We start from the raw sequence: 19,547 nt of genomic DNA on the forward strand, positions 1-19,547 counted from the left end.
ACCGGTCCGGTCGTCACACGGCAGAAGCGGTCTCGGTGGCCCGCTTCCGCCGGCCGGCGCGCCGTTGCGCCGGCGTCGACCGGATGCACAGCGCGCACACCGCGGACACGGCGCCGGTGAGCACGAAGTAACCGATCAGCAGACTGGTTCCGCCGCCCGCGCGATGGAGCAACCAGGTGAGGATCATCGGTGTGAGGCCCGAGGCGACGATCCCGGACACCTGGTAGACCGCCGAGATGCCGGTGTAGCGCACGTGGACCGGGAAGAGTCCGGCGAAGAACGCACCTTCCGGGCCGTACATCAGCGGGTAGAGCACGCCGAGCGCGAGCACGATGCCCAACCCGAAGACGACAGCGTTACCGGTGTGCAGCATCGGGAAGACCACAATTGGCGCGATCGCCGCGAGCACGGCTCCGGCGGCATACGTCTGGCGCATCCCGACACGGTCGGCGATCATCCCGCTCACCGGGATGAGGACCAACAGGACGAGTGCACCCGCCATGACGCCCAGCAGGGCCGGCTGACGTTTCATCCCGAGAGTGTCGGTCGCGTAGCTGATGGAGAAGACCGCCCACGCGTTGAAGGCGACCCCCTCCACCCAGCGAGCGCCCATGCCGAGCAAGAGGTTTCGCCGACTGACCGCATCTGCCAGGAGCTCCTTGGCCGGGACCTTGGCCTTGCCCTCGCTCTGCTCGAGGTCCTGAAAAGCCGGCGTCTCCATGACCTTGAGCCGCACGATCAGTCCGATGATCACGAGCAACAGGCTCAGCCAGAAGGTGATCCGCCAGCCCCAGGACGCGAAGGCGGCGTCGCTCATGACCGCCCCGGTGAGCGCGAAGATGCCGGTACCCAGGACGAGTCCGACCGCCAGTCCGGCCTGCGGCGTCGATCCGTAGAGCGCCTTCTTGCCGCGCGGCGCGTATTCGACCGACATCAGCACAGCGCCACCCCACTCGCCGCCGACCGCGACACCCTGCAGCAATCGCAGGACGATCAACAAGGTCGGGGCCAGCAGCCCGACCTGTTTGTATGTCGGCAGGCACCCGATCAGGAACGTCGCGACGCCCATGATCAGCATCGTCATCACCAGCGTCCGCTTGCGGCCCATCTTGTCGCCGATGTGGCCGAAGATCAGCCCACCGATCGGCCGCGCCACGAAGCCGAGGGCGAACGTCGCGAAGGCGAGCATCGTGCTGACCGCGGGATCGTGCGACGGGAAGAACTGCTTGTTGAAGATGAGCCCCGCGGCGACGCCGTAGAGGAAGAAGTCGTACCACTCCACGGTCGTGCCCATCACGCACGACGCGAGGACCGCCCGGATCTGCTTCTTGGCCGGGCGCGACGCCGGTGCGTCGATCGCCTCGTGGTCGTTCGACATCGGTGACCTCCTGGGTCCCTGGTGCGGTTGTCGTGTCAGAGGGCTGCGCGGAAGATGTCGCCGAGGGCTTCGGCGGTGACGGGTCGGGGGACCACGGACAACTGGCGGGTCTGCTTGAGCGCACCGGCCACCAGGGTGTCGACATCGCTCTCGCTGTACCCGAACGCACCCAGGCTGCTCGGGATCCCGATGTCGCTCATCAAATCCTGCAGCACTCCGGCGAGCGCGTCCGCGCCGTCGACACCGGTGAAGGTGCGGCCGCTGAGGAGTTCGGCGGCGCGCAGGTGCCGCTGCGGGTCACCCGGGTAAGTCCAGCGGAAGACGTGCGGCGCCGTGACCGATACGGCCTGCCCGTGCGGGACCATCGGCATCTCGGGGTAACCGGATGCCTTGTAGACCTTCACCGCGCCCGCGATCGGGTAGGCGTTCGCGTGCGGCAGGTGGGTGCCGGCGTTGCCGAAACCGGTTCCGGCGTATGTCGATGCGAGCGCCATCTGGGTGCGGGCCTGCACATCGCGACCGTTCATGACCGCCCGGCGCAGGTTGGCACCCACTAGCTTCAACGCCATTTCGCACCAGACATCGCTGATCGGGTTCGCCCCGCAGAAGGCGGGACGCGCCATCGGGTCGTCGGGCGCGGGCTTGGAGTCGAACGGCACGCTCGTGTAGCTCTCCAGCGCGTGGGACAGGACGTCCATGCCGCTGGCGGCGGTGACCTCGGGCGGCAAGGTCAGCGTCGTCGTCGGGTCGACGATCGCGAGATCCGGGCGCAGCGCCGGGTGACTGATGCCGGCCTTGAGGTGCAGGCGCAGCATGTCGATGACGCAGATGGTGGTCGACTCCGAGCCGGTGCCCGCCGTGGTCGGTATGGCGATCAACGGCTTGAGCGGGTTGATCGGCCGACGGCCACCGCCGATCGGCGGCGTGACGAAGTCGAGCAGCTCGCCGTCGTGGGTGGTCAGCAGGTTGACGGCCTTGGCCGTGTCGATCGCCGAACCACCACCGACGGCGACATATGCGTCGTAGTCGCCCTGCCGCGCGAAGTCGATTGCCTCGCCGATGGACTCGTCGGTCGGCTCGACGCCCACCTGGTCGTAGAGCGTGGTGGTCAGCCCGGCCGCGCGCAGGGAGTCCACGACCCGCGCCGGTACGCCGGACTCGGCCACTCCGGGATCGGTGAGCACCAGCACCGAGCGTGCGCCACGGGCGCCGACCTCTGCTCCGACCTCGGCCAGTGCGCCCACGCCGAATTTCAGCGGTGGGGCGGCCCAGGTGAAGACGGACTCGTTCACGGTGGTCATCGATGCTCCTTCGTTCACAATATGGTGTTCGACTCCACATTACGGCGATGTGATGCAGCGCACAAGAGCCGTGCGCAGATTTCTGGCTCCCGGCGGGAGCCGGGGCGGGTGTCGTCGCCGGCGCCGCCATACCCCAACGGTCGGGCCGTAGAGTCGGCCCGTGGCGAAATCCGTGAATGCTCCCACCGGCACGCAGGCCATCGAGCGCGCCCTGACCGTGCTCGGCGTACTCGCCGACGGCGGGGAGCTGTCGACCGGTGAACTGGCCCAGCGCACCGGACTCACGGCCGGGACCGCCAGTCGTATTGCGAAGGCGCTCGTCGCCGAGGGCATGCTGCTGCGTGATCCGAGCAGCGAGCGCTACCACCTCGGGCCGCGCGCGGTCGTGCTCGGACGCTCCGCAGAGCGGGTGCTCGGCATCGACAAGGCGATGCAACCGTTGCAGGGCCTGGCCGACAGCTCACACGAGTCGGTGAACCTCGCCGCCCGCGACGGGGCCGAGTCCGTGGTGCTGGCGCGGATCCAGTCGACCCTCCCCCTGCGTTTCGTGCAGCACGTCGGGGCCCGGTTTCCGCTCTACAGCACCGCTTCAGGCAAGGCGATGCTGGCATTCGGCGACACGACGGCGGCATACCTCGCCGAACTGCCGACCCGGCTGCCGCCCGTCGGTCCGGGCACGCTCGCCACCCGGGCGCAGTTGGCGCGCCAGCTCGAGCAGATCCGCGAGCGCGGCTACTCGATCGACATCGAGGAGAACGTCGAAGGTGTCCGCTGCGTGGGTGCACCGGTGCTCGACCGGGACGGGATTGCGCGCGCCGCTGTTGTCCTGCAGGCTCCGAGCGTTCGTATGCACAAGGACCGCATCGACGAGCTCGGGCCCGCCATTGCCAGCACCGCGCGGGAGGTCTCGCGCGTCATACCCGATGCGAGTGTGCTGCGTTCGCAGGGCTGACCCGCGTCTCCTCTCACTCGTCTTCGCTCACTCATCTTCGTCGACCAGCGCCGCCCAGGCCTGCCATGCACGACTGTCGCCGTCGTCGTGCGCCTGCGCCACGAGCAACCGGCCGGTGTCGATCAGGTGCCGTCGCATCGACATCGCCGCACGAGCAGCGTCACCGTCGGCTATCGCATCGACGAACGGCTCGTGCTCCTCGAGCACCTCCAGATGTGAGCGGGACCGCCCGGCGGTGTTCGCGCCGATGAGCCTGGTGGTGTCGCGCAACTCGGCGATCAACGCGACCAGCCGGCGGCTGCCCGAGCACTCCAGGATCAGCGTGTGCAGCTGCTCGTCCGCGGCCCCGAACTCAGCCTCGCGGCCGGCAGTCGCGGCCGTCTGCATCCGCGCCAGTTGGGCGCGCAGCTCGCGCACCAGGCGCCGGCGGTCCTCGCCCTCGCGAGCCGCGTGGGCTGCCGCCGACGGCTCCAGCGCGAGCCGGAGGGCGAAGATCTCTGCGACGTCCTGCCCGGTGGGACGCACCGGGCGGAAGCCGCGCTGCGGGACGAAGTCGATGAGGCCGGCCTCTGCCAGCCGCAGCAGCCCCTCGCGCACCGGGCTGCGCGACATGCCGAGCCGCTCGGCCATCTCCGGCACCGAGTGGAAGCTGTCGCGGCCGATCGTCCCGTCATACAGCCAGGCGCGCACCTGCGCCGCCGCCTGCTCCGCCAGAGTCATGGGTAACATGTTACTCATGTCGCTGATCTCCGCACTTCGTTCCGCCGGGCTCGAGGCCCGCGATGACGACACCACCCGGGCGATCTACAGCTCCGACGCATCGCTCTACCGCGTGCCGCCGGCGGTCGTCGCATTCCCGCGCTCCGCGGACGAGCTCGCGGCGGCCTATGCCGCCGCCCGCGACGCCGGCGTGCCGTTCACGACGCGTGGCGCCGGAACGTCGGTCGCCGGCAATGCTGTCGGGCCGGGCCTCGTCATCGACCTCTCGCGGCACTTCAACAGAGTGCTGGAGATCGACCCCCAAGCTCGCACCGCACGCGTGGAGCCGGGGGTCGTCCAAGAACAACTGCAGTGGGCCGCCGCACCGCACCGGCTGCGCTTCGGACCGGACCCGTCCACGTCGACCCGGTGCACGATCGGCGGCATGATCGGCAACAACGCGTGCGGTTCACGCAGTCTGGGTTATGGGCGGACCGCGGACAACGTGCTCGCCTTACGCGGCTTCTTCGGAACCACAAGCGAATTCACCGTCTCCTCGGGCCACGACGATCCGGTCCCCTCCGCCGAGACAGCTGCTCTCCGCCGACTCGGAGCTGAGAACCTGGCGCACATCCGCACCCAGTTCGGTCGCTTCGGCCGGCAGGTGTCGGGCTACTCGATGGAGCACCTGCTGCCCGAGCGAGGCGCCGACCTCGCCCGCTTCCTGGTCGGCTCGGAGGGGACGCTCGGCGTCATCACGGAGGCGACCGTGCGGCTGGTGCCGGAGCCTCGACATCGACGGATGATCGCTCTCGGGTTCGCGGACATCGTCGCGGCCGGCACCGCCGCACCGGCCGTGCTGGCCCATCGGCCGACCGCCTGCGAGGGACTGGATGCCCGGCTCGTCGACGTGGTGCACGAGCGGCGCGGGCCCGGCGCCGTGCCCGATCTGCCGCGCGGCGGTGCCTGGCTCTTCATTGAGGTGAGCGGCGACGACCTGTCCGAGGTCGACAGCCGCGCAGCGGCGGTTGCGGCGGATTCTGCTCTCGGCTTCGTCGACTCACGTGTCGTGCGGTCCGCTGCGGAGACCGCCGCGTTGTGGCGGATCCGCGCGGACGGCGCCGGGCTCGCGGGTCGCTCGCCGGCGGGCGAACCGGCCTGGCCCGGCTGGGAGGACGCAGCCGTGCCACCGAACCAGCTGGGCGACTACCTGCGCGACTTCGACGACCTGGTCGCGTCGCACGGACTCAGCTCCGCGCCGTTCGGCCATTTCGGCGACGGGTGCATGCACGTGCGCCTCGACCTGCCACTGCAGCGACCGGACGCGCGCGCCGTGCTCCGTGCATTCATGACCGACGCTGCCGAGCTGGTCGGCCGGTACGGCGGGTCACTCTCGGGCGAGCACGGCGACGGACGCGCTCGCAGCGAGTTGCTCCCGCACATGTATGACGCCGCCTCCCTCGGCCTCTTTGCCGATGTCAAGCGCATCTGTGATCCCGAAAATGCCTTGAATGCGGGCGTGCTCGTCGATCCGGCGCGGATCGACGCCGACCTGCGTTTCCCGGCACCCCGGACGCCGGTGCCACGCCGGTCCGGCTCGCTCGCGCTCGCCTGGGCGGCGGACGGTGGCGACTTCTCCCAGTCCGTGCACCGGTGCACCGGCGTGGGCAAGTGCCGCGCGGACAACACCGGGTCCGGCGGCGTCATGTGCCCGTCATACAACGCCACGAGGGAGGAGAAGGACTCCACCCGCGGGCGGGCACGCGCGCTGCAGGAGATGATCAACGGGTCTCTCGTGCAACCGGATTGGCGTGCGCCCGAGGTGCACGAAGCGCTCGATCTCTGCCTGTCCTGCAAGGGCTGCCTGTCGGACTGCCCGACCGGCGTCGACATGGCGTCGATGAAGTCGGAGGTGCTGCATCAGACGTATGCCGGTCGCCGGCGCCCGATCTCGCACTACACCCTCGGCCGCCTGCCGCAGTGGCTGCGCCTTGCTCGTCGCGCTCCTCGGATTGCCCGTGGGGCAATGGGTTTCGGCGATCGGGTCGGACTCACCAAGCGGCTCGCCGGCGTCGACCCACGACGCTCGATCCCGGTCATCGCGCGCGCTTCGTTCGCCGAGTGGGCGACGACGCGTGGTCTGCGACCCTTCGAGCCGGGCGTGCACGAGCGACCGGTGCTGTTGTGGGTCGACACCTTCACCGACCAGTTCTCACCCGAGATCGGGGAGGCGATGGTGTCGGTGCTGCGCGATGCGGGTTACCAGCCGGTTCTACCAGCCCGGTCGGTGTGCTGCGGGCTCACGCTGATCTCGACCGGGCAACTGGATGCGGCGAAAGCGACTCTGGGGTCACTGGTTTCGACCCTTGCACCCGCTGCTGAGGCCGCCGTACCGATCATCGGCGTCGAGCCGTCCTGCACGGCGGTGTTGCGGCACGACCTGCTCGAGTTGCTGCCGGACGATGCGCGGGCCGCTGCGGTGGCCGGTGCCACCGTCACGCTCGCCGAGCTGTTGACCCGCACGCCCGGCTGGCGGGCGCCGGATCTGACCGGCACGCGCGTCGTCGCCCAGCCGCACTGTCACCACCACGCGGTCATGAACTGGTCGACTGACGAGGCGCTCCTGCGCGGCGCCGGTGCCGACGTGGTCCGCATCGGCGGATGCTGTGGTCTGGCAGGCAATTTCGGCGTCGAGCAGGGCCACTACGAGGTGTCGGTCGCCGTGGCCGAGACCAATCTGCTGCCCGCCGTGCGCGAGGCCGGCCCGAACGATGTCATCCTGGCCGACGGCTTCTCCTGCCGCACCCAGCTGCAGGACCTGGCGCACGAGGACGCCATACATCTGGCGCAGTTGCTGGCTCGCTGATCGGCCGTTCGGGCGCACGCAGCGCCACGGCGAGCTATGCGGTGCTCCCCCCGGGCAAGCGCAGCCCCAGCACCCATCCGACCCGGAGTCGAGCAGTATCGCCTGCGCATCGCGTCGCCGGCTCGTCCCGGTCACGGTGTCATGGCAACGGACCTGAGTGCTGCCGGCCGAGGACCGGTCAGCTCGTCGTCTCCCACTCGATGCCAGAGCAGACGCAAAAGCAGCTCTGCCTTCTCGTGGATCGCCACCGCCTGGCCCTCGCCGATGGTGACCTCGCGCTCGACGTCGGTGGCAACCAAGCGCGCCGCAGGTGCCAAGGCCGCGGCTCGGCCGAGACGCACCTGGCGTGGATAGAAGATGTCGGTGACCTCGAGGACGCCGTCCCAAGCCAGTGCCGGATCGATCGGGGCCACCTCGCCGACTGCGTGCTGTGCGTCCCACAAGTGGATCACGGTCTCGTGGACCTGCCGCCGCCTCCAGAATCCCGCGGTCGGGTCATGGTCGTCGAACGTCCAAGCCGACGCATCCGTCGGTGTCGCGGTCAGCACCTCGATGAGGTGAGCGGCATGACGCCGATACCAGCCGAGAAGCGCTGGATCTCCCGGCCCGATGGGTTCCGGCTCGAGCCGCGGATTCCCTTCGAGCACAGCATGAGCCGCCCAGCGATGCACCCCTCCCAGATGAACCGTCAGATCGCCAACGGTCCAGCCCGGGCAGAACGCCAGTGGAGCGTCGCGGTCGGCCTCTTCGACGAGTTCGGCGAAACTGTCGGTGCGACTGCGGAGCAGTCCGAGCCAGTCGAATCTCACCGCTCAATCCTGCTCCTGCGGACCTGGCACCGGTCCGCGGTAGGTGCCCCGGCCTCGCGCCATACATCGGCGGTAGACGATGTTCATACCGCCGAACGTACCGGGACCCGCTTCTCACCGGCGGCTATCGTCCAGTAGAACGTGCAGCGGGGCGCACGTTCTACTGGACCAAGACGACGGGCGGATCAGCCCCAGACGAGTGCCTTGGCCGGGTCCTCGAGCAGCGCCGCGATGTCGGCCAGGAAGCGCGAGCCGAGGTCCCCGTCGATCAACCGGTGATCGAACGACAGCCCGAGCTGCGTCACCTGTCGCGGCACGATCTGGTCGACACCACGCTCGTCGGTCACCACCCACGGCATCTTGCGGACCTGACCGAAGCACAGGATCGCCGACTCGCCCGGGTTGATGATCGGCGTGCCGGTGTCGACACCGAAGACGCCGACGTTGGTGATCGTGATCGTCCCGCCGGACATGTCCGCCGGTGGTGTGCGGCCCTCGCGCGCGGTGCCGACGAGGCCGCCGAGCGCTTCGCCGAGCTCGCGCATCGACATCCGGTCGGCGTCCTTGATGTTCGGGACGACCAGCCCGCGCGGTGTTGCGGCCGCGATGCCGAGATTGACGTAGTGCTTGACGACGATCTCCTGCGCGGACTCGTCCCAGGTCGCGTTGATCTCCGGATTGCGTTTGATCGCAATGAGAAGCGCCTTGGCCAGCACCAGCAAAGGGGTGACCTTGACGTCCCGGAAATCGCGGTCCGTCTTCAGCCGCTCGACGAGCTCCATGGTCCGCGTCATGTCGATGGTCACGAACTCGGTCACGTGTGGCGCGGTGAACGCCGATCCGACCATCGCCTGCGCGGTCATCTTCCGGACGCCCTTGACCGGGATCCGGGTCTCCCGTGCGCCGTCGTATGACGGGGCAGCTGCGACCCCGGGAGCGGCCGCACCGGCAGCACCGCCACCGTCGAGGAACGCCTCCACGTCCGCCCTGCTGATCACCCCGTCCTCACGGGTCGGCTGGATCAGCGAGAGGTCGACCCCGTTGTCCTTGGCGAACTTTCGTACCGGCGGCTTGGCGAGCACCTTTGTGCCGGACGCCGGTGCGGCGGCTCCGCCTGCCCGGCTGCGGGACGGCGCCGGAGCATCATCCCGCGGCATCGGGGCACTCGGGAGCGCGTCGGTGGCGACATGCAAGTGCAGATCGGGTGCCGGCAGCGGCGGGCCCTGTGTGCCCGGGCCCTGGTTGCCCTCGAACGCCCGGCGAGCCCGCCGGGTCGTCGCGCCCTCGACGGCGCCATACCCGACGAGGTTGGCGACGCGCTCGCCCGAATCCTCAGTGGCCGCAGCGGGTGCGGCCACTGCCGGCGCCTCGTCCTCGGCGCCGACGACGTCGATCGCCACGATCGGCGCACCGACCTCGACCGTGTCGCCCTCCGCGACCAGCAACTCGACGACGGTGCCCTCCCACGGGATGGGCAGCTCGACCAGGGACTTGGCGGTCTCGATCTCCACGACGATGTCGTTGACCTTCACGGTGTCGCCCGGCTTGATCTTCCAGCCGACGATGTCCGCCTCGACCAGACCCTCACCGGGGTCAGGCAGCTTGAACTGCTTCACGCCCATGAAAAATGTTCTCCTCGTGCAAAGTTCGAAGTGTGCTGGCGGCTCGGGCCTCGATACGGCTCGCCTACTCGACCGGCGCGCATCAGAACGCGAGTGCTTGGTCGACGCTGTCGAGGATGCGGTCGAGGTCGGGCAGGAAGTCCTCCTCGAACCGGGACGGCGGATAGGGGATGTTATAACCCCCGACACGCAGCACCGGCGCCTCCAGCGAGTAGAAGCATTCCCGCTGCACCTGGGCCGCGAGCTCGGCACCCATGCCGAGGAAGGTCGACGCCTCGTGCACGACCACGCAGCGGCCGGTCTTGCGGACCGAGGCAAAGATCGTCTCGGTGTCCAGCGGCGACAACGACCGCAGGTCGATGACCTCCAGCGACTTGCCCTCGGCCTGTGCAGCGCCCGCCGCGTCCAGGCACGTCTTCACCATGGGGCCGTAGGCGAGCAGCGTCGCGTCCTCACCGGCTCGGGCAACCCGCGCACTGTGCAACGGCAGCGGGGCATCCGCGTCCTCGTCGAGTTCGACCTCGGCACGCTCGTGGTAGCGGCGCTTCGGCTCGTAGAACATCACCGGGTCGTCGGAGGCGATCGCCTGCTGGATCATCCAGTAGGCGTCCGCCGGGTCGGCGCAGCTGACGGTCCGCAGCCCGGCGGTGTGCGCGAAGTAGGCCTCGTTGGACTCCGAGTGGTGCTCGACGGCGCCGATGCCACCGCCGAACGGCACTCGTATGACGAGCGGCAGTCGCAGGTGGCCGAGGGACCGGGCGTGCATCTTGGCGACCTGGCTGACGATCTGGTCGAACGCCGGGTAGATGAACCCGTCGAACTGGATCTCGATGACCGGGCGGTAACCGCGCAGCGCCATACCGATGGCGGTGCCCACGATGCCGGACTCGGCCAGCGGCGTGTCGATGACCCGGTCCTCGCCGAAGTCCTTCTGCAGGCCTTCGGTGATGCGGAAGACACCGCCGAGCTTGCCGACGTCCTCGCCCATCAGAACGACCTTGGGGTCGTGCTCCATCGCCTTGCGCAGGCCGGCGTTCAATCCCTTTGCCAGCGAGAGCTTTTGCGCGGTCATCAGTTCGCCCCTCCCGTTGCGAAGGACTCTTGGTAAGCGATGAACTCCGCTCTCTCCTGCTCCACCACCGGGTGCGGGTCGACGTAGATGTTGTCGAACATCGCCGGCTTCGGCGGGTTCGGCATCTCCTGGCAGGCCTTGCGGATCCGAGCCGCCAGCTCGTCGGCCTCCTTGTCGACGGCATCGAAGAACGCCTCGTCGGCGTGCCCCTTGCTGGCCAGGAAGCCGCGCATCCGGGCGATCGGGTCCTTCTCGCGCCAGATGTCGACCTCGGCAGCGATGCGGTACTTGGTCGGGTCGTCCGACGTGGTGTGCGCGCCCATCCGATAGGTGAACGCCTCGATCAGCGTCGGACCCTGGCCGGCTCGAGCGGCGTCCAGGGCAGCCTTCGTCACGGCATACACGGCCAGGACGTCGTTGCCGTCGACCCGCACGCCCGGGAAGCCGAAGCCACGAGCGCGCTGGTAGGGCGGGATGCGGAACTGCTTGTAGTTGGGCTCGCTGATCGCCCACTGGTTGTTCTGGACGAAGAAGACCAGCGGCGCATTGGCGACGCCCGCGAAGACGAGCGCCTCATTGAAGTCACCCTGCGCGGTGCCGCCATCACCGGTGAACGCCATCACCGCGGTGTCCCGCTCGGGGTCGCCGGTGCCGACGTCGCCGTCGCGCTGTACACCCATGGCGTAGCCGGTCGCGTGCAGCATCTGGTTGCCGATGACGATCGTGTAGAGGTGGAAGTTGTTGGCGTTGCTGTCCCAGCCCCCGTGGTTGACGCCGCGGAAGAGACCCAACAGGTTCTCCGGCGGCACGTCGCGACACCACGCGACACCGTGCTCGCGGTAGCCCGGGAAGGCGTAGTCCTGCGGCCGCATCGCCCGCCCGGCACCCACCTGCGCGGCCTCCTGACCGAGCAGCGACGGCCACAGACCGAGCTCACCCTGCCGCTGCAGGGCGTGGCCTTCGGCGTCGATCCGGCGCACCAGCACCAGGTCGCGGTACATCGAGCGACCGTCCTCCGGCGTCAGCTCCTCGACGATCTGGGCGTAGTCAGCGTTGGCGGGACTGGTGGGCAGGCGGTTGCCGTCGCCATCGACGAACTGGACCATGTCGGGGCCGCCATCGGTGATGTCGTGCTCCATCGGACCTGTCACCACCGTCTCGTGATGTATCACGGGCGCGGGCGCCTGCGGCGCTTGCTCCATCGCATCGTCGTCGGGCATGGGCTCTCCTTCTCGGGGCGGCCGCGGACTGGGTGAGCCGCGACGTGTCGTGCACCGCACCGGGGTCTCCGGGCGGTGCCGAGCCGGCTCGTCATACCGCTCCGAAACGGTGCTGGAGTCCTATGACGCGGCTCACATTGCCTTATGGCGGAAGGGTACCTTTCGATACGCCCTCCGCAGGCTCCGGCCTACTCAAGACGCCGCCTTTCGATACGCCCTCCGCAGGCTCCGGGCTACTCAAGACGCCGCCGGCGAAGCGCGCAGCCACCGAATCGGGGAGCGCTACCGGTGGGTACCCGCGAACGCTGCCGCCACCTCGAGCAACCGGTCGGTGGCCTCGACCTCGCCGACGCTGCAGCGGACGCCGGCACCGGCGAACGGCCGGACCACGACGCCGCCCGCCTCGGCTGCCGCGGCGAAGTCGAGCGTCCGGTCCCCCAGCGGCAACCACACGAAGTTGGCCTGGGTGTCCGGTACGGCGTAGCCCAGCTGACGCAGGCCGGTCAGCAGCCGGTCGCGCTCGGCCACCAGCGCCTGCACCCGCTCGTCGAGTTCGTCGTATGCCGCCAAGCTGGCAATCGCCGCCTGCTGTGCGACATGGGAGACACCGAACGGCACGGCGGCGGTGCGCAGTGCCGAGGCGACCTGCTCGTGCGCAACGCAGTAGCCGACGCGCAGCCCGGCCAGACCGTATGCCTTCGAAAAGGTCCGCAGCACAGCAACGTTCGGCCGGGAGCGCCATACCTCGAGGGCATCGGCCGACTCCGGGTCACGGTTGAACTCCAGGTAGGCCTCGTCGATGACGACGAGCACGTCGGACGGCACCCGGCGCAGGAACTCCTCCAGCTCGGCGGCCCGCACTGCCGGTCCGGTCGGGTTGTTGGGCGTACAGACGATCACCAGCCGGGTCCGGTCGGTGATCGCCTCGGCCATCGCGGACAGGTCGTGGCGCGCGTCCGCGTCCAGCGGCACCTGCACACCCGTGGCGCCGGACAGCCCGACCACGATCGGGTAGGCCTCGAACGACCGCCAGGCGTAGACGACCTCGTCGCCGGGCGCGCAGGTGATCTGCAACAGCGTGCCGAGCAGGCCAACGCTGCCGGTGCCGGTCGCGATCTCGTCCGGCAGCACGTCGAAGCGCTTCGCGATCGCCTCGCGCAGCGCGACCGTACCCATGTCGGGGTAGCGGTTCATCGTCTGCAGGGCGTCGCGCACCACTTCGAGCACCGACGGCAGCGGCGGATAGGGGTTCTCGTTGCTGCTGATCTTGTAGGTCGTGCGCCCGGGCTGCGCGGCGGCCGGCTTGCCCGCGACGTAACGGGGGATCGACTCGAGGGTCGCTCGCAGTCGGACGGTCCCCGGTGTGGCGTCAGTCATGTTCGGCAGCTTAGGACCACGACCGCGGGCGCGTTCCGGGCGGCTGCCGGTCACCGGCGTGACAAGCTGGTGTCATGAAGAACTTCCTGGTCAAGATCGGCATCAACGCCGTCGCGCTGTGGATCGCCGCCATCGTCGTGCCAGGCATCACCCTCGCTCAGGACAGCAAGTCGACGAGCTCGAAGGTGCTGACGATCATCGTCGTCGCCATCGTCTTCGGGGTGATCAACGCCATCGTGAAGCCGATCGCGCACTTCTTCTCGTTCCCACTGATCGTCCTCACTCTCGGGCTGTTCACCTTCGTGGTCAACGCCTTCATGCTGCAGATCCTGTCGTGGCTGTCCGACTCGCTCGGGCTGGCCTTCCACATCGACCACTTCTTCTGGGCCGCCATCCTGGGCGCGCTCGTCGTGTCGTTCGTCAGCATGCTGATCAACATGCTGCTGCCGGATCAGCTCGAGGCCCACTGACCGGTCACCAACGGGGCGGCCGGCCGTCCTCCAGATAGACGGTGCCGCTGCCCGCATCCAGTGCGGCCAGCGCGTGCTCGGCGACCCTCGCGGTGTAGTCGGCGGCGTGTGCGGCGAGCTCGGCGGCATCGCACCAGTGCACCGCCCGGATCTCCCGCGGTTGCAGCTGTATGGCGGAAAGCTCCTCGGCCGGCACGTGAACGTCGAAGACGAACAGCGTCGCGTCGTCCCAGCCGTGCCACGCCGGCAGCCAGCTCACGGCGGCAAGGGACCGGATCTGCCCGGTGACGCCGAGTTCCTCGCGCAGCTCGCGGGTGACCGCCGTGGCCGGTGACTCCAACGGATCGACGACACCGCCGGGCAGGTCCCACGGCTTCTTGTAGACCAGCTCGCACATCAGCAGCCGGCCTGTCTCGTCCCGGATCAACGCCTGGGCGATGGCCCGCTTGGTGGGCAACGAACTGTTCAGCCACGCCGTGAACGCGTCCCGGCTGCCCGGCACGGCGTCCGTTGCCAGGCGGCCGAGGATCGCGGCATCGACACCTTCGCGGTAGCCGCGGAGGACACCCTCGATGCGCAGCCCGGCCGCCGCGGCAGTGCGGAACGCCGGGCGGTTGCGCCGGTCGACGTGGGCCTCGACGCGGCGCAGTCCCAGGTCGACGAAACCGTGCTCGATGACCGCGCGCAGCGCGGCACCGGCCAGCCCGTGCCCGCGGAAGTCCGGGTCCACTTGCCAGGCCAATTGTCCTGCCGCATCCCGGTGTTCGGGCATCCGCAGGGCAACGAACCCGGCTGCCGCGCCGTCTTCTTCGATGGCGAAGACGAGCGCGTGCTCGTCCTGCACCCAGACCGGCACGTCGTCGTCGATGCGATCCGGCACCTCGGCGGCCGAGAGCTGTCGCAGGGTGCGGCCGTCGCGCAGGGTCGGGGCGGCCGGCTGCGTCATACACCCAAGCCTGTCAGAACGCCGCTGCCCAAGTGCTCGCGCCCCGGAACGCACAGCGCCCCCATTCGCCGCATGGCGAATGAGGGCGCTGCTTCTGCCGTGTGCGACGTCAGCCGGTCACCGGCAGCGTCGTGGTCGTCGGCGTCGGCGTCGGCGGCTCCGTGGTCGGAGGCGGCGTCGTCGAGGAGGACGGCGACGTCGTCGGTGAGGTGGTGGGCGACGTGCTCGTGCTGGTGCCCGTGCCGGTCGGCGACGTCGTCGGCGACGTGCTGGTGCTGCTCGTCGGCGACGTCGTGGGGGACGTGCTCGTGCTGCTCGACGTGGTGGTGCTCGACGGTGGCGTGCTCGTCGGCCCGGTCGCGGCGCAGTCGGCGCCCGTCAGCGCGACCCAGGTGCCGTTGAGGCCCGGGCTGAAGCTGATGAACGCGCCGACGGAGTGACCGCTGAGGGTCCGAGTCGCGAACGTCACCGTGCCCAGCGCGTTGGCATAGCCGGTGAACTTGGCCATCGAGACCGAGCCTCCGGTGTAGGTACCGGCCGCACCCCCGCCGGCCACCGTCACGCTCGGCTTGCCGCTGACACAGGTTGTCTTGACCGCGACCGTGGACCCACCCGCGGCCAGCTTGAACGTGCCGGAGCCCAGCGCGGCAGCCCCCGAGAACTCCACCCCGTATGGGTCCGCGTACGCGCCGGTCTTCCAACCGGACGACTGGCCGCTTGTTCCGTCGGCCCAGGCGACGCCGTAGTACTTGTCACCGGCGGCCGCCGAACTGGTGGTGCTCGTCGCAATCAGCCCCGAAGCCGCTGCCAGGCCTGCCACCAGCGAAGCCCCGAACAACGCAGTATTGCGCTTCATGGTTTTGCTCTCCTTCGTGTTGTCACATCAAGTTGTTGGGCGGCGTGCGGGCCGCGCAGAGACGCGTGACCCGCACACCGATCGAGCTGGTCGGTCGAGCGTCAGCCGCCGAACGCGGTCAGGAAGTTGCCGGTGGGCTCGCCCAGACCGGTCACGTTGTCCCAACCCGAGTTGACGCGCAGGGAGTCGGCCGGCTCCTGCAGACCCTCCAAGATGTTGTCGTGCGGGGCCTTGGTCAGCTGCCCCAGCCATGCGCCGTAGGTGGTGCTGGTCGGCTTGACGTCGCGGAGGTTCGTGGTGCCCCTCAACTTGTAGAAGTAGGGTGCCGCGTTGCCGATCTGCCGCTTGGTGAGCGCCTTGGAGGACGCAACCAGTGCGGCGACGAGCGGTGACGACTGGCTGGTGCCCCCACTGGTCGTGGCGTTCTGGCCGTCGAAGGTCAAGAGGATGCCGGTGGCCGGGTCGGCGACTGCGCTCACGTCCGGGAAGGTCCGTTTGGTGGTCGACCCGGTCACGACGCCCTTCTGCCAGGACGGCTGCGAGTAGACACCGCTGACCCCACCGCCGGCGCCCACGGAGTTCTGGAAGAACGGGTAGCGCTTGACACCGGTGAGGGAAGAGCCGTTCGGCTGGTCCCAGAGCGTGTTGGACCAGCCCAGGGTGAACTTGCGGCCACCGGTGGAGGTTTCACCGACCGCGGTGCCGCCGACGGAGGTGAAGAACGGCGAGGTCGCCGGGTAACCCGGTGTCTTCGGACGGGTTGCCGAGGTGTGGCCCGCCTCGATGCTGCCGTCGCCCATGTCACCGCTGCTGGCGAAGAGGCTGATGCCGGTCACCGATGCACGGGCGGCGATGCGGTCGAACTGGGTCTGGAACGACCCGGCCTGCTCGTCTCCGCCCCACGACATCGAGATCGTGCTGACCTTGTGCTGCGTGACCGCCTTGTTGAAGATGCTGATCAGTGCGGAGTCCGTCGGGGCCGACGCACCGTAGTAGTAGATCGACGCCTTCGGCGCGATGTAGTGGGAGGTCTGGACGTCCATGTCCTGCTCGCCATACGCCTCGCCGTCCGAGCAGTATGTCGGGTTCTCCGCCGCAGACTCGTCGTAGTAGTTGGCCAGCGTGGGGATGCCGTAGGCCTGGGAGATGATGTTCGTCTTCGACTTGACGTTCTTGTCCGAGCACCACAGCAGGATCCCGATGTTGGGCGTGACGGTGGCGGCCTTCTGCGCGTTATAGAGCGCCACCACCTGCTTGGGCGTGAAGCCGCACTGCGAGTTGGACATGTTGGCGAACTTCTTCGCCGTCACCGCGAGCCGCTCACCCCAGTACTTCGCACAGCCGCCCTGAGCCGCCGCCGGAGTGGCCGCTGGGCGCAACGACGTCGACGACTTGCCGAACGGAGTCTTGGACTGCAGGGTGGAGCGCGTGAGCGACACCGCGTGACCGGACAGGCCATTGGCGGCGACAGGTCCGGTGTGCCGGGTGGTGACCGTCGAGAGACCGACGACGCTGGTGACACCCAGCGACTTCGGCAGCAGCGGTGCGGTGTTCGGCGCAAGGCCGGTGTTCGAACCGAGGGCGACGCGCTGCATCTGCAGAGAGAATGCCTTGTTCACGGTCCGGACCGGTGCGCTCACACTGACCAGGCCGCTGGCGGCGTCCGTCGAGGTGACCTTGAGGCCCTGCTGCTTGGCCCAGTCGGAGACCTTCTTGAGAGAGGCCTGCGACGCGCCGAACAGGCGCGTGTATTCCGCCGGCGAGATGACCGTGCCCTTGGCGAGCAGCGAGTCGAGCAAAGCCTGATTACGCAGCGGCACCGCGATCGACAGGTTCAGGTTGGTGGCGCTGGATGCAGTCCCCAGGGTCTGCAGCTGCGAATGGTTCGGCAGCGCGGTGCGACCCGAGTTGGTCAACCGCACGCTGTCGTTGCTGCGGCCGGCCGCGTGCGCCATGCTGGCACCCGCTCCTGCCATGGCGACAGCCGTGGTCAACGCGACGGCCCCCGTCGCGATGTGACGACGCTTCATCAAAAATCCTCCCATTAGATGTGGCCTTGCTCCGCGGTCTGAGGGTCGACGGACCAGAGATCCGGGTGTGGCGCGGGTAACACAGTACCCAATATCACGATTTACGCTAGTCACACGGTCAATGTGAGATAGCCATCACAGCCGGACGGCGCGGGGTGGATCAGGCGACGATGTCGACGGGGGTGCCGGTCGGGAGTTTCGCGAAGAGCTTGAGGGCCGCCGCCGGCACCCGGACGCAGCCGTGCGAGACGTGTCCCTCGCGACCGGCTTCGGTGGGCCAGCCATGCACCGCCACGGTCCCCGGGCCCCCGCCATACGAATCGAGTGTGTCGGAGTGCGCGCCGAGCGCGTAGATGACCGGCGAGAAGTTCTGTGTGGGATCGACGAAGCCGCTGACCAGGAACGTCTGACCGGCCGGTGTCGGAGTCGACGGCTTGCCCTGCGCGATCGGCCAAGTCCCTTGCGACTCACCAGCTTTCGTGACGGTGAGCGTGCCGCTGCCGAGGTGCACGGTCACGGCCCACTCGGTGCGCGCCCGGTTCAGGCCGGCTTCGGGGACCCAGGCGGTGGCACCGTTGGGCCGGGACGGCAGGCGCACCTGCGCCCAGCCGGACCGAGTGCGGATCACCGGCAGCCACGTCGTGGCCCCGATCTGCTTGTCGGGGATCACCGCGATCGGATCGGCCCCCGGCTTCGCGAACGCCGGCATGGTGTGGTCGATCTCGATCGTCTGCCCGCCGCTGGCGCTGGTCAGGTCGATCGGCGCCTTGGCGATCTTGCCGTCGGTGGTGGCCTTCGGCAGCTTGTCGAGCACCGACTTGGGCACGTTGGGAACAGGTATGGCGGGAGTCGTTCCGGTGGAGGACAGTCCCGCTGCTGACGTCGTGGAGGACGCGGCCGAGGGGCGCGCGCCGCCGCCTCCGAAAACCTTCACCCCGAAGAAGATGACGAGCGCAACGATGAGGAAGCCGGCGACGACGCCCGCCGCCGACATACCAACGCCACCCAGCGGGTTGGAACCCCCGCCGCGATGCTTGCCTGGCTGCGTCACAACCCTTGCCCTCTGTCTCGGCGACTCTGTACTCGGCGCTTCCGCTGCCCACGCCGAGCGGCATTGTCCACCGCGACCCTGTCAACGTCGTCATCGCAGCTTCGTCGAGGAGCGGCGATCAGCTCAGCGGCAACGCCCCGGTGCCGGTCACCTCGGCCGCGACGTCTCGGAGCTTGCGGTTCAAGTGGTTGCTGGCAGCACGCAGCATCGCGAACGCATGGTCCTCGGTGATGGAGTGCGTCTTCATCAGGATGCCGATCGCCGCGCCGATCTGCCGGCTGTTGATCATCGCCTGTCGCAGCTCGGCATTCAGTTCGGCGCTGTTGGCGTGTGCCATCAGCACGCCGGCATGCATGGCGAACACGGCACCGGTGACGACCGAGTTCTCGTCGAGCTTCCCCGGTGCATCGGCGTAGAGGTTGAGTGCCGAGCGATTCGGCGCATCGGTCAGGTGGAAGGCCAGTGCGCTGCGCACCGGTGTCTTTCGAAGGGTGCCCTCGATGAAGGCCGGCCAACGCCCCTCAGCGCGCAGGTCCGGTATCCAGGAGGGCGAATCGCGAACGGCTGCGCGAAGACAGGGGCCCTCGCCGGTCGTGTACTGCAGATGATCGACGTCCTCGGACACCGGGCCGGTGCTGGCCATGGTGCGCGGCTCTCGGCCTTCCGGCCACACCGTGATCGCGGCCCATGTGCAGCCTTCGATGAGTTCGCAGGCGAGCTCGACCAACCGCTGCCGCGCTGCCCGGGCATCGCCGCTGCTGGTCAGGGCTTCGTGAGCACCATGGAAATCCACGATGAACTGCCGCGAGTCTTCGTCCATCACGTGCGCCTCTCGGGTCTCGTGCACCTCCGGACGGGTCCACTTCGCCGACGACAACTCTACGGAGTTCGGCCGATG

General features: G+C 68.9%; 16 protein-coding genes. 4 read left to right on the top strand and 12 right to left on the bottom strand.

The features are described 5' to 3' along the window. Positions 1 to 13: 13 nt before the first annotated feature. Both ACN8HC_RS01735 and ACN8HC_RS01740 read right to left on the bottom strand, forming a co-directional pair. Positions 14 to 1,378 carry an MFS transporter gene (locus tag ACN8HC_RS01735; protein WP_490073140.1) on the bottom strand — a complete coding sequence of 455 codons (1,365 nt, stop codon included), beginning with the start codon at positions 1,376 to 1,378 and terminating at the stop codon, positions 14 to 16. A gap of 35 nt (positions 1,379 to 1,413) precedes the next feature. Beyond that, on the bottom strand, positions 1,414 to 2,679 hold the full coding sequence (locus ACN8HC_RS01740) for a hydroxyacid-oxoacid transhydrogenase (RefSeq protein WP_490073141.1): 1,266 nt from the start codon (positions 2,677 to 2,679) through the stop codon (positions 1,414 to 1,416). 160 nt (positions 2,680 to 2,839) lie between these two features. Between ACN8HC_RS01740 and ACN8HC_RS01745 the strand changes: the two genes are divergently transcribed. Further along, on the top strand, positions 2,840 to 3,631 hold the full coding sequence (locus ACN8HC_RS01745) for an IclR family transcriptional regulator (protein WP_490073142.1): 792 nt from the start codon (positions 2,840 to 2,842) through the stop codon (positions 3,629 to 3,631). Between the two features lie 27 nt (positions 3,632 to 3,658). Here ACN8HC_RS01745 and ACN8HC_RS01750 read toward each other — a convergent pair whose 3' ends face one another. Further along, the gene (locus ACN8HC_RS01750) at positions 3,659 to 4,351 is read right to left on the bottom strand and encodes a GntR family transcriptional regulator (RefSeq protein WP_490073143.1); all 693 of its coding nucleotides are present in this window, start codon (positions 4,349 to 4,351) and stop codon (positions 3,659 to 3,661) included. 16 nt (positions 4,352 to 4,367) lie between these two features. Here ACN8HC_RS01750 and ACN8HC_RS01755 point away from each other — a divergent pair, with 16 nt between their 5' ends. Further along, on the top strand, positions 4,368 to 7,196 hold the full coding sequence (locus ACN8HC_RS01755) for an FAD-binding and (Fe-S)-binding domain-containing protein (RefSeq protein ID WP_490073144.1): 2,829 nt from the start codon (positions 4,368 to 4,370) through the stop codon (positions 7,194 to 7,196). 131 nt (positions 7,197 to 7,327) lie between these two features. Here ACN8HC_RS01755 and ACN8HC_RS01760 read toward each other — a convergent pair whose 3' ends face one another. From ACN8HC_RS01760 to hisC, 5 genes are all read right to left on the bottom strand, one after another. Further along, the gene (locus ACN8HC_RS01760) at positions 7,328 to 8,005 is read right to left on the bottom strand and encodes a maleylpyruvate isomerase family mycothiol-dependent enzyme (protein ID WP_490073145.1); all 678 of its coding nucleotides are present in this window, start codon (positions 8,003 to 8,005) and stop codon (positions 7,328 to 7,330) included. A gap of 185 nt (positions 8,006 to 8,190) precedes the next feature. Next, the gene (locus ACN8HC_RS01765; RefSeq protein WP_490073146.1) at positions 8,191 to 9,627 is read right to left on the bottom strand and encodes a dihydrolipoamide acetyltransferase family protein; all 1,437 of its coding nucleotides are present in this window, start codon (positions 9,625 to 9,627) and stop codon (positions 8,191 to 8,193) included. A gap of 82 nt (positions 9,628 to 9,709) precedes the next feature. After that, complete coding sequence (locus ACN8HC_RS01770) at positions 9,710 to 10,699, bottom strand: alpha-ketoacid dehydrogenase subunit beta (RefSeq protein WP_490073147.1); 990 nt, start codon at positions 10,697 to 10,699, stop codon at positions 9,710 to 9,712. Continuing rightward, entirely contained in the window at positions 10,699 to 11,919 is a 1,221-nt protein-coding gene (gene pdhA, locus ACN8HC_RS01775; RefSeq protein ID WP_490073148.1) for a pyruvate dehydrogenase (acetyl-transferring) E1 component subunit alpha, read from the bottom strand. The genes ACN8HC_RS01770 and pdhA overlap by 1 nt, the downstream gene beginning before the upstream one ends. A gap of 282 nt (positions 11,920 to 12,201) precedes the next feature. Then, positions 12,202 to 13,296 (bottom strand): histidinol-phosphate transaminase, encoded by a 1,095-nt coding sequence (gene hisC, locus ACN8HC_RS01780; RefSeq protein ID WP_490073149.1) that lies wholly within the window; start codon positions 13,294 to 13,296, stop codon positions 12,202 to 12,204. Positions 13,297 to 13,370: 74 nt separating this feature from the next. Here hisC and ACN8HC_RS01785 point away from each other — a divergent pair, with 74 nt between their 5' ends. Beyond that, positions 13,371 to 13,766: a phage holin family protein gene (locus ACN8HC_RS01785; protein WP_490073150.1), complete on the top strand. Its 396-nt coding sequence runs from the start codon at positions 13,371 to 13,373 to the stop codon at positions 13,764 to 13,766. 4 nt (positions 13,767 to 13,770) lie between these two features. Here ACN8HC_RS01785 and ACN8HC_RS01790 read toward each other — a convergent pair whose 3' ends face one another. After that, positions 13,771 to 14,712 (bottom strand): NUDIX hydrolase, encoded by a 942-nt coding sequence (locus ACN8HC_RS01790; RefSeq protein WP_490073151.1) that lies wholly within the window; start codon positions 14,710 to 14,712, stop codon positions 13,771 to 13,773. Positions 14,713 to 14,813: 101 nt separating this feature from the next. Here ACN8HC_RS01790 and ACN8HC_RS01795 point away from each other — a divergent pair, with 101 nt between their 5' ends. Further along, a complete protein-coding gene (locus tag ACN8HC_RS01795) occupies positions 14,814 to 15,152 on the top strand; it encodes a hypothetical protein (protein WP_490073152.1) in 339 nt (112 codons plus the stop codon). 517 nt (positions 15,153 to 15,669) lie between these two features. On the opposite strand, the gene ACN8HC_RS01800 is transcribed toward ACN8HC_RS01795, so the two are convergent. From ACN8HC_RS01800 to ACN8HC_RS01810, 3 genes are all read right to left on the bottom strand, one after another. Further along, on the bottom strand, positions 15,670 to 17,598 hold the full coding sequence (locus tag ACN8HC_RS01800; protein WP_490073153.1) for a S53 family peptidase: 1,929 nt from the start codon (positions 17,596 to 17,598) through the stop codon (positions 15,670 to 15,672). Between the two features lie 160 nt (positions 17,599 to 17,758). Further along, positions 17,759 to 18,649: a L,D-transpeptidase gene (locus ACN8HC_RS01805; protein ID WP_490073154.1), complete on the bottom strand. Its 891-nt coding sequence runs from the start codon at positions 18,647 to 18,649 to the stop codon at positions 17,759 to 17,761. A gap of 118 nt (positions 18,650 to 18,767) precedes the next feature. Continuing rightward, positions 18,768 to 19,469, bottom strand: a complete 702-nt coding sequence (locus ACN8HC_RS01810) for an ANTAR domain-containing protein (protein WP_490073155.1) — start codon at positions 19,467 to 19,469, stop codon at positions 18,768 to 18,770. Positions 19,470 to 19,547 lie beyond the last annotated feature (78 nt).

It is taken from the genome of Flexivirga sp. YIM B11880, assembly GCF_058148645.1.

Excerpts from the sequence above, each read along its gene's own strand:
- ACN8HC_RS01735 (WP_490073140.1), bottom strand. The coding sequence starts at position 1,378 with ATGTCGAACGACCACGAGGCGATCGACGCACCGGCGTCGCGCCCGGCC.
- ACN8HC_RS01770 (WP_490073147.1), bottom strand. The coding sequence starts at position 10,699 with ATGACCGCGCAAAAGCTCTCGCTGGCAAAGGGATTGAACGCCGGCCTG.
- ACN8HC_RS01800 (WP_490073153.1), bottom strand. The coding sequence starts at position 17,598 with ATGAAGCGTCGTCACATCGCGACGGGGGCCGTCGCGTTGACCACGGCT.
- ACN8HC_RS01810 (WP_490073155.1), bottom strand. The coding sequence starts at position 19,469 with ATGGACGAAGACTCGCGGCAGTTCATCGTGGATTTCCATGGTGCTCAC.
- pdhA (WP_490073148.1), bottom strand. The coding sequence starts at position 11,919 with ATGCCCGACGACGATGCGATGGAGCAAGCGCCGCAGGCGCCCGCGCCC.
- hisC (WP_490073149.1), bottom strand. The coding sequence starts at position 13,296 with ATGACTGACGCCACACCGGGGACCGTCCGACTGCGAGCGACCCTCGAG.
- ACN8HC_RS01740 (WP_490073141.1), bottom strand. The coding sequence starts at position 2,679 with ATGACCACCGTGAACGAGTCCGTCTTCACCTGGGCCGCCCCACCGCTG.
- ACN8HC_RS01755 (WP_490073144.1), top strand. The coding sequence starts at position 4,368 with ATGTCGCTGATCTCCGCACTTCGTTCCGCCGGGCTCGAGGCCCGCGAT.
- ACN8HC_RS01765 (WP_490073146.1), bottom strand. The coding sequence starts at position 9,627 with ATGGGCGTGAAGCAGTTCAAGCTGCCTGACCCCGGTGAGGGTCTGGTC.
- ACN8HC_RS01790 (WP_490073151.1), bottom strand. The coding sequence starts at position 14,712 with ATGACGCAGCCGGCCGCCCCGACCCTGCGCGACGGCCGCACCCTGCGA.
- ACN8HC_RS01785 (WP_490073150.1), top strand. The coding sequence starts at position 13,371 with ATGAAGAACTTCCTGGTCAAGATCGGCATCAACGCCGTCGCGCTGTGG.
- ACN8HC_RS01750 (WP_490073143.1), bottom strand. The coding sequence starts at position 4,351 with ATGACTCTGGCGGAGCAGGCGGCGGCGCAGGTGCGCGCCTGGCTGTAT.